The organism is Microbacterium trichothecenolyticum, assembly GCF_030818955.1.
In the GTDB taxonomy this organism is placed as follows: Bacteria; Actinomycetota; Actinomycetes; order Actinomycetales; family Microbacteriaceae; genus Microbacterium; species Microbacterium trichothecenolyticum_B.
On sequence record NZ_JAUTBF010000001.1, the window covers coordinates 3,526,149 to 3,538,154 of the forward strand.

A 12,006-nucleotide genomic window follows, 5' to 3' on the forward strand; every position below is an offset into this window, starting at 1 on the left:
GCGCAGCTCGGCGGGTCAGAACGTCTTGGACGCGAGCGCGGGCGACTGGGTGATGGCATCCATCAGCACTCTCTCGCCGGGAAAGAGAGTGTCGTGGTACACGTCGCCGAACGCGAACGGGGCGCGCATGTGCCAGATGGATGCGCCCGTGCACCAGCGCGATTGCAGGGGGGCGCGCAGGACCGACGAGTACAGCAGCGCCTGCACCTCGTGGTCGGGATCGCCCGTGGGTGGGCTGCTACCTTCTTGCAGCGCGAGACCGTCGACACGCGGCTGCATCCCCACCTCGGTGATGAGGAATGGGATCTGCAACTGGTCGCAGACCGTCTCGAGCTTGCCGAGATGGTCGTCGGTCAGCCCGCCCGCCCCGCGCCACCCCGCGACGAGCTCGTCGACGGTGATGTTCGGCGCCTCGGGGGTGTAGATCTTGTCGGTCAGGCGGATCCACGAGTTGATGCCGAACACGTCGAGCAGCTGCGCCATGTGCGGCGTCTTCTGCGGGAGCCAGTAGGTGTACAGCAGGAACAGCTCGAGGGTGGTGAAGGCGGCGGTGAGCTTGACCCCGGGCTGCGCGGCGCGCAGCTGCGCCAGCATCGGCACCCATCGTGCGTAGTGCTCCGCCGCCGTCTGGTAGGGCTGCTCGCAGGTGACCGACAGGTACTCCACGTCGTTGTCCGCGCAGAGCTGAGCGAAGTGCGTCAGCTGCGCGCCCCAGTTGACGAAGAAGTCGTCGAGGGAGGACGGCACGTAGTTCGCGCGATAGAACCCGTCGCCGTCCTTCTCTGTGGCGATGTGCGGCTTCACGAGCGTGATCCGTACGCCGCGGCTTTTCGCGAGGGCGAAGACGGCTTCGATGCGCTCGTCGGACACCCGCCTGAAGGTGGTCGAGGTGGGATCGGAGATGTAGCAGAGCACGACGAGCGCCGCGTTCGCGCCGAGGCGCGCGATGCGGTCGAGCTCCCGCGCGGTGACCGTCAGCGGTGTCGTCGCGTCGAGGCTCAGCGAGACGCTGAGGTCACGTTTGATCTCGCCGACCGTACCCGCGAACGATCGGCGTCGACGTTCCTTGCGGTGCCCGACCTCGATGTCGAACGCATAGGGACCGGTCGCCGTGGGGCGTCCCACCAACGCAGACCCCGAGATGGCCAGGCCGGCGGGGAGGACGCCGCCCACCACCTGGAGCGTAACCTCGTCGAAGCGCGACTGGGGGCGGTAGACGGAGTCCCAGACGTGCAGGTCGAGGTCTTCCGCGCTCGCGGTGGGCGTCACCGAGGCCGTGGGCCGGGAGCTGTGTGCGAGGCCGTCGTCACGGGGGCGTGAGGCGCTCCCTGCAGCATCGCGGTGCCGACCGCGGCGCACCCCGCACCGAGGCCCACGACGCCGAGGGCGCCGAGCATGATCGTGCGACGTGAGACGTCCACTCGAGTCCCCTCCCGATGCGATGTCGACGTCGACCGATGAAGGGGTGATGCACCCGGGCGGTTCGGGCCGCGCGGCTCCCCGCACTCAGCGTAGAGGGACCGTGCGCCGGGGGTCATCGAGATCGAGGAGGTCAGTGACGATTCATGCCCGATACTCGGCTGACGTGCGTCGAGGTGCCACGGAAGTCTCTTCGCAAGGGAAAGCGAAATCCCCTTCCGCGAAGTGGTACTCGTAGAAAGTGGCTCCGTCGTGTTCGATGGCTGAGCGCGGGACACTGCTTGCGTCGAGCGCTGTGTGGAACTGTTCTAGCGTCACCGATCCGGACTCCGCTGGGCGATACCGATAGCCAGAATGGCGGTTGCGGTCTTGCGGGGGTTTCTCAGGAGGGTCGCCGCCCGCGAGGATGAAGTAGCTTGTGTGAACGACCAGGAGGTGGCACATGAAACAGTGGATCATTCTGATGGCCGTGGTACTGACCATCCTCGCGGCCCTCTGGATCTCCGTGTCGGTCCTCGGTGCGGGTTCCCCTGTGCCGCCGATTCTCGCAGGGCTGGCAGTTGCCGTCACGGGTGGAGGTTCCATGATCATCCGTCGACGAAATCGAAGGGTGAGTGCTCCAGCCTCCCTCACGTCTTGAAGATCAGGACCGCACCGTACGTCTAGACCATGATTGATGCGTTGTTGGGCACCCAACCCAACGACGGAGCGACGTGCCGCGCGAAGTTCTCGACGAGGCGGAGGTTGAATTCGACACCCATCTGCGACGGGATCGTCAGCATAAGGGTGTCGGCGCTCATCACTGCGGCATCGTTCTGCAGCTGCTCGACGAGCTTGTCGGGGGTGGCTGCATAGGTCTTACCGAACGTCGAGCGCATGCCGTCGATCACGCCGATCTGGTCGCTGCCCGCGGAGCCGCCGAAGTACAGCTCGTCTTCCTCGCTGACGATGGGGAAGATGCTGCGGCTGACCGAGGTGCGGGGCTCGCCCGCGTGCCCGGCCTCGCGCCACGCGGCGCGGAACGCGTCGAGCTGCTGCGCCTGGAGGATGTCGAAGGGAGTGCCGTCGGCTTCGGTGAGCAGCGTCGACGACATGAGGTTGATGCCGAGGCGACCGGCCCACTCGGCGGTCGCGGTCGTGCCGGCGCCCCACCACACGCGCTGTCTCAGACCGGGGGAGTGCGGCTCGATACGCTGCAGCCCCGTGCCGCCGCCGAACGGGCTGTGCGGATCGCGTTCGGCGAGGCCTTCGCCGTCGATGGCGCGCAGGAACAGGTCGAAGTGGTCGCGGGCGATGTCGGCACCCCGCGGGTCCTGCGACCCTGTGTAGCCGAACGCCTCGTAGCCGCGCACGACCGTCTCGGGTGACCCCCGGCTCACGCCGAGCGCGAGCCGGTTGCCGCTGATGAGGTCGACGGATGCCGCCTCCTCGGCGAGCATGAGGGGGTTCTCGTATCGCATGTCGATGACGCCCGTCCCGACTTCGATGCGAGAGGTACGTGCGGCGATGGCGGCGAGCAGCGGCATGGGGGCGGCCTGCTGGCGGGCGAAATGGTGCACGCGGAACGAGATGCCGTTGACTCCCAGGTCGTCCATGCCCTGGGCGAGGTCGATTGCCTGGAGCATCGAGTCGCCGGCGGACAGGTGATGACCACCGCCGAGGGGGCCGTAGTGGCCGAAGGAGAGGGTGCCGAAAGAGCGCATGTCCGATGCAACGCCTCTGCGCGAGATCTATTCCCGTGCATGTACCGATCGACGACCCCGCGGTGTCGGCCATGTGGAACCATTCAGGGATGGACGATGACGTGCGCGAAGAACTGCAGCGTCTGCGCGCGCGGGCGTATGGACCTGGCGGCGATATCGAGAGCGACCCTCGCGCGTGGGCGCGCCTGTGGGATCTCGAGGACCTCGAGAAGCAGGAGCGCGAACGCGCGCAGGGGGCTGCTGTTGCCGACGCCCGCGACGGCGAGGCACCACCGTCGGCGCAGTCCGTGCGCACCGCCGCGCCGACGGACACGATCCCGGATGCTGAAGACCCGACGCCCGCCGCGCATCCCGTTCCCCTGCTGCGTACGCGTCGTCGGATCTGGGTCGCCGCGCTCGCCCTCGCCGCTGTCGCGGCGGTGGCCAGCGCCGCGACCGCCGCGGGCACGTCGTTCACGGCGGTGGACCGCGCGACGGGGACCGCTCAGGTCGATGCCCTGACACCTGCGCCCGACGTGGAGCTGGACGCGGCGGGCTATCTCGGCTTCGACCCGGAGCAGACCATCGGGTACGCCGACTACTACGGATTGACGGCTTTCGCGGGTTCCACGCAGATCGACTCGGAGGGCAGCCGGGCCGATTGCCTGCTGCTCGCCGACACCGTAGCCCTCAAAGATGCCGACAGCACCCGGCGCAGTAGCGGCGTGCGATCGGGCGGGTGCGGCGCGGGCCCGTTCCCGGCGACCGTGGAGTTCGTCGTGACCTCCTCGTTCCCCGCCGAGTTCCGTGCGCGCTTCCCGGTCGGTAGCGCCGTGCAGTTCGTGCGCGACGGCGACGACATCGGCGTCTTCACCGACGCGCGGTGAGGGGTGGGTCCACCCGGCCCCGCGCTTTCACGCCTGTCGGAGGACTCGCCTGCCGCTCGGATGAGAGGGTGGAGCAATGCCCTCCCTCCTCGAGCACGTGCCCGCCGGCAGCGACCCGGATGCCGTGTACCTGGGCTTCGTCGAGTGGGCGGCCTCGCGGGGCCTGACGCTCTACCCGGCGCAGGACGAGGCGATCATCGAGATCGTGTCGGGCGCGAACGTCATCTTGTCGACCCCGACCGGAACGGGCAAGTCGCTCGTCGCCGTGGCCGCGCACGCGGCATCCCTCGCCCGGGGCGGCCGCACCTATTACACGGCGCCGATCAAGGCGCTCGTGAGCGAGAAGTTCTTCGCGCTCGTCGACATCTTCGGCGCCGAGAACGTCGGGATGGTCACGGGGGACTCCTCGGTCAATGCGGACGCGCCGATCGTGTGCTGCACGGCGGAGATCCTCGCGAACCTCGCCCTGCGGCAGGGAGCGGATGCCGAGGTGGCCCAAGTGGTGATGGACGAGTTCCACTACTACGGCGAGGCCGACCGTGGGTGGGCGTGGCAGGTGCCGCTGCTGCTGTTGACGCGGGCGCAGTTCATCCTCATGTCGGCAACCCTCGGCGACGTCACCGACATCGCCGACGACCTGTCGCGCCGCACGGGCCGGCCGACGGCGCGGGTGACCGGCGTCGAGCGTCCCGTTCCCCTGCACTTCGAGTACGCCCGCACCCCCGTGCACGAGACGGTGCAGGAGCTGCTCGACACCCGCCAGGCGCCGATCTACGTCGTGCACTTCTCGCAGGCGGCAGCGATGGAGCGGGCGCAGGCGCTGTCGTCGATCCGCATCATCGGACGCGAGCAGCGCGACGAGATCGCCGAGGCGATCGGCGGCTTCCGCTTCACCACCGGTTTCGGCAAGACGCTGTCGCGCTACGTGCGCGCCGGCATCGGCGTGCACCACGCCGGCATGCTGCCCCGTTACCGCCGGCTCGTCGAGACGCTCGCGCAGCGCGGGCTCCTGCGCGTCATCTGCGGCACCGACACCCTCGGCGTCGGTATCAACGTGCCGATCCGCACCGTTCTCATGACGGCGCTGACGAAGTACGACGGCACGCGCATGCGCCAGCTCACCGCGCGCGAGTTCCACCAGATCGCGGGCCGCGCGGGGCGGGCCGGCTACGACACGGCGGGAACGGTCGTCGTCATGGCGCCGGATCATGAGATCGAGAACGCCGCGCAGATCCTCAAGGCCGGCGACGACCTCAAGAAGCAGAAGAAGATCGTGCGCAAGAAGGCGCCGCAGGGCTTCGTCAACTGGACCGAGCAGAGCTACGACCGTCTCGTCGCCGCCGAGCCCGAGCCTCTGACGCCGCAGATGAAGCTGTCGGCCGCCATGCTCATCAACGTCATCGCACGCGGCGGCGATGTCTTCGGCAACGTCCGCTCGCTCGTGTTCGACAATCACGAGCCCCGCGCGCGCCAGTACGACCTCGCCCGCCGCGCTCTCGCGATCTTCCGCACCCTCGTTCAGGCGGGCGTGGTCGAGGCCGGGCCGGACGGCATCAGGCTCACCGTCGACCTGCAGCCGAACTTCGCGCTCAACCAGCCGCTGTCGCCGTTCGCGCTCGCCGCGATCGAGATGCTCGACCCCGAGGTCGAACTCGGCAGGGGACCGGATGCCACGGCCCCCGGCGGCAGCCTGGGCACCGGGCACTACGCGCTCGACGTCGTCAGCGTCATCGAGGCGACGCTCGACGACCCGCGCCCGATCCTGTCGCAGCAGCAGTTCCGCGCGCGCGGCGAGGCGGTCGCGGCGATGAAGCGCGAGGGGATCGAGTACGACGAGCGCATGGAGCTGCTCGAGGAGATCACCTGGCCGAAGCCGCTCGACGAGCTCCTCGCGCAGGCGTACGAGGTGTTCGCGTCGAGCCAGCCGTGGATCCGCGACTTCGAGCTCTCGCCCAAGTCGGTCGTGCGCGACATGTTCGAGCGGGCGTGCTCGTTCGGCGAGTACGTGTCGCTGTACCAGCTCGCCCGTAGCGAAGGGCTCGTGCTGCGATACCTCAGCGACGCGTACCGCGCGATCCGCCAGACCGTGCCGGTCGACGCGCAGACGCCCGACCTGCTCGACCTCATCGCGTGGCTCGGCGAGCTCGTTCGGCAGGTCGACTCCAGCCTCGTCGACGAGTGGGAGCAGCTCATCAATCCGGCCGACGACCCATCGGCTCCCGTGGTGCCGCCGGCGCCGCCGTCGATCCTCACCAACCGGCGCGCGTTCGTCGTGCTCGTGCGCAACGAGATGTTCCGCCGCGTCCAGCTCGCCGCCCTGCAGAAGGACGACGAGCTCGTCGAGCTGGACCCGGACGTCGACTGGCCCGGCGTGCTCGACAGCTACTTCGACGAACATGACGCGATCGGCACCGGGGGAGCGGCGCGCTCGTCGGCGCTGGTCGAGATCGACGAGTCCGTGGCGTCGGAGGGCGTCTGGCGGGTCGAGCAGACGATCGACGACCCCGAGGGCGACCACGATTGGCGCATCCGCGCCGAGGTCGACCTCGCGGCCTCCGAGGAGGAGGGCACGGCGGTCGTGCGGGTCACCGAGGTGTTGCGGCTCTGAGCGCTCCTCCCCATCCGGCGGATGGGTGAAGTTCTGCACGGGTCATGGACGCGTCCCGGTGAAACCCCACGGAGACGGTTACAGTCGGTCGCATCCCCTGCTCGGAGAAGGAGGCCGACATGGAGTCCCTGCCGCTCATCGCCACAGCCGTCGGGCTTCTCGTGTCGACGTCCGTCACCCTGCTCGGCGGCATGAAGTGGATGCTGGGGCGGGTCGAGCAGCGTACCGACGCCCGATTCGATCGTGTGGACCAGCGCTTCGCGCTCATGGAGGCACGCTTCGACCGCATGGATCGGCGGTTCGACCGCATGGACGAGCGGTTCGACCGTATGGATGAGCGGTTCGACCGCATGGAGGCGAGCACCGACGAGCGGTTCACCGCCGTGGGCACGTCGCTCGCCGAGGTCAAGATCGCGATCGCGCGCCTCGAAGGCCCGCGGCCGCCCTTCCTGATCGCCCGCGGGTGATCCTCGCCGGCACCATCACGGGCGGGGCGGATGCCGAGACGCAGGCCCTGGCATCCGGAGCGCGAGGCGTCGACTGATCAGCCGCGCGGAGAGGCGTCGCGGCGGCGCCTCAAGAAGCGGCGCACGACGAGACCGACGACCGCGACGACGATCGTGACCGCGAGAGATGGCAGGGCGAGATCCGGCATGGAGAGCGCCGCGAAGAAGACGCTCACGCCGTAATCGGCCATGTCGGGGAGGCTGTTGGCGAGCACGCGGCTGCCGGCGGACGAGGCGAGAGCTGTCGTGAGGGGCGGCACGACCCACACGAGGACCAGGCCGATCACCGCGGCGACGACCCGCCCCACCGTGTCGATGCCCGTCCACGCGATGGCCGCACCGACCAGCGCCGGGCCGAGGAAGAACGTCAGCGGCAGGACGGCCGAGAACGGCGAGTCGAAGGTGAAGGGCAGCGTCATCCATGCCCCGATCCAGATGCCCGCGGCCATGGCTCCGATTGAGAGGGCGACTCCCGCACCGGCGCGGGGAGCGGATGACAGCAGAGAGGCCGTGAGGAGCGACACCACCACCACGAGGGCGCACACGGCGACGAGCAGCACGAGGTAGAAGATCGACTCCAGGCGGTGCTGGAGCACGCTCCGTGTGGTGAGCGCGGTCTGAACGATCGCGACGAGCTGGACGACCGCGAGTCCTCCGACCGTCGCCGTTCCCCGCACGAGGCCCGGACGCGACCCCTGCGCACGGGCCACAATCCCGGCCGCCGCGCCGCCCACCACGAGCAGGACGATGATCGTCGTGATCTCGTACTGGCTGAAGGGCAGGAGGACCAAGGGCCCCAACCGCGAGACGTCGTCGGTGTTCTCGAGGTTCTGCAGCGGCAGGAACGGGCCGGTGGTCAGCCAGGGGAGCAGCCCGACGATCGCCCCGACCGCTCCGACGAGCAGGAACCAGGCGACCTCTCGGCGTGCGGGCGCGTCCGGCATCTGGTCGTTCGTCATGGGATCCCGTTCCCCGGCGGGCCGCCGGCGGCTCCGACGCTATCGGGTACCGAGCCGAAACGACGGATGCCGAGGCCCTGAGGCCCCGGCATCCGGTGTGATCGTTCTGGTTCAGGACTTGCGGGCCACGCGGTTCTCCGCGCTGACCATCCACGACAGCTGCTCGAGGCGCTCGAGCACGCCGTGCAGGATGTCGGCGCTGGTGGGGTCCTCGTCGTCGACGTCGTCGTGCACGTCACGGACGGTGCCGACAGTCGCGTCGAGTCGCTCGGTGATGAGGTCGATGACCTCGGCGGTGTCGACCTCGCCCTGAGGGAACTCGGGCAGCGTCGTCGTCTCGGCGACGGTGTCGCTGCGGCCGTCGGGAAGCGCGTGCAGAGCGCGCATGCGCTCGGCGATCTCGTCGCCGAACTCTCGCGCGGCTTCGATGATCTCGTCGAGCTGGAGGTGGGTGTCGCGGAAGTTCTTGCCGACGACGTTCCAGTGGGCCTGCTTGCCCTGGATAGACAGTTCGATGAGGTCGACGAGCACCGCCTGAAGGCTGTCGGTGAGCTTCTCCGACGCCTGGAAGCCCTTCTCGGCGTTCTGCTCGTCGGTGGTCTCGGCGCCGCTCCCGCCGCGGGCGGGGCGGCGGCGGTTCTTGGTCGGGGCGTCCTTGGTGGTCGTGGACATGCACGTTCCTTTCACTCGCGGTCGGCTACGACGTTAGGTGGAGCGCCTCGAACGGAGGCGGGGGTTGCGATGCGCCTGGCGGACGGTTAGCGCGCATCACCAACAGGTGTCTTGAGAATCACCAGCATGATCGAACGCTGTTTACGGACGAGGCTCGATGACGAAACATGGCCGATACATCGCGTCCCTAGAGTTCGAGAAATTTCGCACGCGAAGGGCGGTGAGCAGCATGAATGACGGCGTGAAGATCACATTCACCACGGCCGACTGCCTTCGTGCTGCCGTTCTGCGCCGCCCCCGCATGGCTCTGCTCTCCAAGAAGCTCAGCAGCATCACTCACTCCTGACCTCGTCGATCACCGCTCGCGCTCTCTGCGCGGCGGTGGGTCGGCGCACGAGTCCTGCTTTTTCTTCGCCCGTCGTGGTCCATTCGACGCACCCCGTTTCCTTTCGGGGAATGCGTCTTTTCGGCGACGGCTCGGGCACCTCGAGTGAGGGATCTCCCGCGTGAACATCGTCGTGATGAATTGCAATACGACGGCGAGCATGACCGAGGCCATGGCCTCGACGGCTCGTTCCGTCGCCGCTCCCGGAACCGTGATCATCGGCATGCAGCCGAACTGGGGACCGGATTCCGCCGAAGGGTACTTCGACAGCTACCTGACGGCAGCCGCCGTGCTCGACCGCATGACGCAGCTGCCCGACGACGTCGACGCCGTCGTCATGGCGGGCTTCGGTGAGCACGGACGTGAGGGGGCCCGTGAGCTCCTGACCGTGCCGGTCGTCGACGTGACCGAGGCGGGTGCGCACCTCGCCCTGATGCTCGGGCATCGATACGGCGTCGTGACCACCCTGCGGCGAGCGATCGCGCAGATCTCCGACAGCCTGACGACCGCGAACCTCCTCGGCGGGTGTGCCGCGATCGACGCCGCCGACCTCGGCGTGCTCGAGATCGAGGAAGACGTCGAGGCCACCCGAAAGGCCATGCTCGTCGCGGCGCACCGCGTGATCGAGCGCGGGGCCGAGGTCATCGTGCTCGGGTGCGCCGGCATGGTCGGCCTGCGCGAGTACCTCGAGGAAGAACTCCCCGTTCCCGTCATCGACTCCATCGAGGCGGCGACGAAGCTCGCCGAGTCCCTGGTCGGACTCGGCCTCAGCACCAGCAAGTACCTGACCTATGCGGCTCCGCGGACCAAGAAGCGTCCGGGCTGGCCGATCTCCCCCTCTCAGTAAGGACCACCGATCATGATCAACATCCCCACCATCGACCTGGCCGTCGCCCGCAGCGGTGCCGACGGACGTCGCCAGATCGCTCGTCAGATCGACGAGGCGAACCGCCACGTCGGCTTCCTGCTGCTGGTGAACCACGGCATCCCGATGGAGCTGCTCGACCGCCTGTACAGCGTGACCGAGGCGTTCTTCGACCTCCCCGACGAGGTCAAACGACGCTACGACGTCGGCGGCAAAGCGACCAGCCGCGGGTACACGCCGCCCAAGTCCCGTTCTCTCGCGAATACCCGTGGTCACATGCGCCCGGGCGACCTGGTCGAGCTCTTCGCCATCGGAACCGCCGGCATCGACGGCGACCCGTATTACGCCCCTGAGAACGCCGGCGTCAACTTCCGTCCCAACGTCTGGCCGGCCGAGGTCCCCGGGTTCCGCGAGACGTGGACCGAGTACTACGACGCTATGTGGGAGCTCTCCGGCGATGTCATGAGCCTGTTCGCCGAGGCGCTCGGGCTGAGCGCGAACTACTTCGACAGCAGGATCGACCGCGCCATCAGCAACCTGTTCGCCAACCACTACCCGCCGATCACCGAGATCCCCGAAGACGGTCAGATCCGCGTCGGTGAGCACACCGACTACGGCAGCCTGACCCTGCTCTACCAGCGCGACGAGGTCGGCGGTCTCGAGGTGTTCCTCGACGGACAGTGGATCGCCGTGCCGGCCACCCCGGGAGCGTTCGTCGTGAACATCGGCGACCTCATGGCCCGGTGGACCAACGACGAGTGGATCTCCACCCTCCACCGCGTGCAGAACCCGTCGCCCGACAAGCTGCGGCTGCGCCGCATTTCGTTCCCGTACTTCTGCCAGCCCAACTACGACACGGTCATCGAGGCCCTGCCCACCACGGTGGATGCCGACCGGCCCGCGAAGTATGCCCCCATCACGTCCGGTCAGAACATGACCGCGAAGACGGCTCAGAGCTTCGGCGACAAGATCCCCGACGCCTGACCGACCCCACCCGACGCTCCATCTCGCCTCAGCATCAGGAGAAGACAATGTTCAGCATTCATCGCGGGCGCCGTCACGTGCGCAAAGCCGCCGCAGCCGCCCTCGCCATCGCCGCTCTCGCACTGGGGGGCTGCTCCGCCCCCTCGGACCCGTCGTCGAGCACCGACGCCAGCCACACGATCGCCATCTCGTTCCCCAACTACTCCAAGACCCCTGCGGTCCAGATCGAGATGAAGGCCGCCGAAGAGGAGGCGGCCAAGCAGGGCTACACGCTGGTTCTCGATGACCCGGGCTCCGATCTGGACAAGCAGGTGTCGACGATCAAGACGTGGATCCCGCAGGGGTACGCCGCGATCGTGGCGGTGGCCCTGGATGCCACGGTCATGGAGGGCGTCGCTAAGGACGCCGTCGACGCGGGCGTGAAGTGGATCACGTACGGATCGTCGCTGAAGAGCCAGAGCGGTGAGATCGACATGCAGCAGGAGGCCGGAGGCCGCGTGCTCGGTGAACTCGCCGGGAAGTGGTTCACCGAGAACCTCGGCGGGCAGGGCACCGTGGCGATCCTCGGTTACCAGCAGGCCGAGTGGGCGCGCGGCCGTGTCGACGGCATCAAGGCCGGGCTCGCGGCGACGGCTCCCGCGGTGAAGGTCGTCGACGAGCAGGACGCCCTGTCCGAGACCGAGGGCCTCGATGTGTCGAAGAACCTCCTGCAGGCGTACCCCGACCTCAACGGCATCCTCGCCGTCGAAGACCCCGCGACCGTCGGCGCGTACCAGGCTCTTTCCGAGAAGAACAGCCCGACCATGTTTCTCGGGGGCATGGACGGCACCGAGACAGCGCTGAAGGCGATCGCCGAGGGCGGGGCGTACCGTGCGTCGGCCTCTCTCGATCTGCCCTCGATCGGTCGCGGCATGGTCACCTCCGCCATCGCCGCCGCGACCGGCACGGGAGACAGCGTGTTCAAGGTGACGTACACGCCCGTCACCCCGGGCAGCGCCGAGCTGCAGCAGGCCCTGAAGCAGTGGCAGTGATCGGATGA

Annotated in this window: 10 protein-coding genes; 6 read left to right on the forward strand and 4 right to left on the reverse strand. The window is 68.4% G+C overall.

The genetic code is table 11. The features are described from left to right. Positions 1 to 15: 15 nt before the first annotated feature. Positions 16 to 1,269 (reverse strand): hypothetical protein, encoded by a 1,254-nt coding sequence (locus QE412_RS16610; RefSeq protein ID WP_307486524.1) that lies wholly within the window; start codon positions 1,267 to 1,269, stop codon positions 16 to 18. Between the two features lie 812 nt (positions 1,270 to 2,081). Then, entirely contained in the window at positions 2,082 to 3,122 is a 1,041-nt protein-coding gene (locus QE412_RS16615) for an LLM class flavin-dependent oxidoreductase (protein WP_307486526.1), read from the reverse strand. A gap of 89 nt (positions 3,123 to 3,211) precedes the next feature. Between QE412_RS16615 and QE412_RS16620 the strand changes: the two genes are divergently transcribed. The 3 genes from QE412_RS16620 to QE412_RS16630 all read left to right on the forward strand — a co-directional run bounded on the left by QE412_RS16620 (position 3,212) and on the right by QE412_RS16630 (position 7,063). Continuing rightward, on the forward strand, positions 3,212 to 3,988 hold the full coding sequence (locus tag QE412_RS16620) for a hypothetical protein (RefSeq protein WP_307486529.1): 777 nt from the start codon (positions 3,212 to 3,214) through the stop codon (positions 3,986 to 3,988). A 76-nt stretch (positions 3,989 to 4,064) separates the two neighbouring features. After that, positions 4,065 to 6,596 carry a DEAD/DEAH box helicase gene (locus QE412_RS16625; RefSeq protein ID WP_307486533.1) on the forward strand — a complete coding sequence of 844 codons (2,532 nt, stop codon included), beginning with the start codon at positions 4,065 to 4,067 and terminating at the stop codon, positions 6,594 to 6,596. Positions 6,597 to 6,715: 119 nt separating this feature from the next. Then, entirely contained in the window at positions 6,716 to 7,063 is a 348-nt protein-coding gene (locus tag QE412_RS16630; protein WP_307486536.1) for a response regulator, read from the forward strand. Positions 7,064 to 7,140: 77 nt separating this feature from the next. Here QE412_RS16630 and QE412_RS16635 read toward each other — a convergent pair whose 3' ends face one another. Continuing rightward, positions 7,141 to 8,061 (reverse strand): hypothetical protein, encoded by a 921-nt coding sequence (locus QE412_RS16635; protein WP_307486540.1) that lies wholly within the window; start codon positions 8,059 to 8,061, stop codon positions 7,141 to 7,143. A 111-nt stretch (positions 8,062 to 8,172) separates the two neighbouring features. Further along, entirely contained in the window at positions 8,173 to 8,733 is a 561-nt protein-coding gene (locus QE412_RS16640) for a Dps family protein (protein ID WP_307486542.1), read from the reverse strand. A 506-nt stretch (positions 8,734 to 9,239) separates the two neighbouring features. Here QE412_RS16640 and QE412_RS16645 point away from each other — a divergent pair. Genes QE412_RS16645 through QE412_RS16655 form a run of 3 tightly spaced genes read left to right on the forward strand, consistent with a single transcriptional unit; the run spans position 9,240 to position 11,998 of the window. Further along, positions 9,240 to 9,965 (forward strand): aspartate/glutamate racemase family protein, encoded by a 726-nt coding sequence (locus QE412_RS16645; RefSeq protein WP_307486544.1) that lies wholly within the window; start codon positions 9,240 to 9,242, stop codon positions 9,963 to 9,965. Between the two features lie 12 nt (positions 9,966 to 9,977). After that, the gene (locus QE412_RS16650) at positions 9,978 to 10,967 is read left to right on the forward strand and encodes an isopenicillin N synthase family dioxygenase (protein WP_307486546.1); all 990 of its coding nucleotides are present in this window, start codon (positions 9,978 to 9,980) and stop codon (positions 10,965 to 10,967) included. A 47-nt stretch (positions 10,968 to 11,014) separates the two neighbouring features. Next, entirely contained in the window at positions 11,015 to 11,998 is a 984-nt protein-coding gene (locus QE412_RS16655; RefSeq protein ID WP_307486548.1) for a sugar ABC transporter substrate-binding protein, read from the forward strand. Positions 11,999 to 12,006: the final 8 nt, after the last annotated feature.

What these genes read in the sequence shown, in the direction of transcription:
- QE412_RS16615 (WP_307486526.1), bottom strand. Translation starts at nt 3,122, where the DNA reads ATGCGCTCTTTCGGCACCCTCTCCTTCGGCCACTACGGCCCCCTCGGC.
- QE412_RS16620 (WP_307486529.1), top strand. Translation starts at nt 3,212, where the DNA reads ATGGACGATGACGTGCGCGAAGAACTGCAGCGTCTGCGCGCGCGGGCG.
- QE412_RS16625 (WP_307486533.1), top strand. Translation starts at nt 4,065, where the DNA reads ATGCCCTCCCTCCTCGAGCACGTGCCCGCCGGCAGCGACCCGGATGCC.
- QE412_RS16630 (WP_307486536.1), top strand. Translation starts at nt 6,716, where the DNA reads ATGGAGTCCCTGCCGCTCATCGCCACAGCCGTCGGGCTTCTCGTGTCG.
- QE412_RS16635 (WP_307486540.1), bottom strand. Translation starts at nt 8,061, where the DNA reads ATGACGAACGACCAGATGCCGGACGCGCCCGCACGCCGAGAGGTCGCC.
- QE412_RS16640 (WP_307486542.1), bottom strand. Translation starts at nt 8,733, where the DNA reads ATGTCCACGACCACCAAGGACGCCCCGACCAAGAACCGCCGCCGCCCC.
- QE412_RS16650 (WP_307486546.1), top strand. Translation starts at nt 9,978, where the DNA reads ATGATCAACATCCCCACCATCGACCTGGCCGTCGCCCGCAGCGGTGCC.
- QE412_RS16655 (WP_307486548.1), top strand. Translation starts at nt 11,015, where the DNA reads ATGTTCAGCATTCATCGCGGGCGCCGTCACGTGCGCAAAGCCGCCGCA.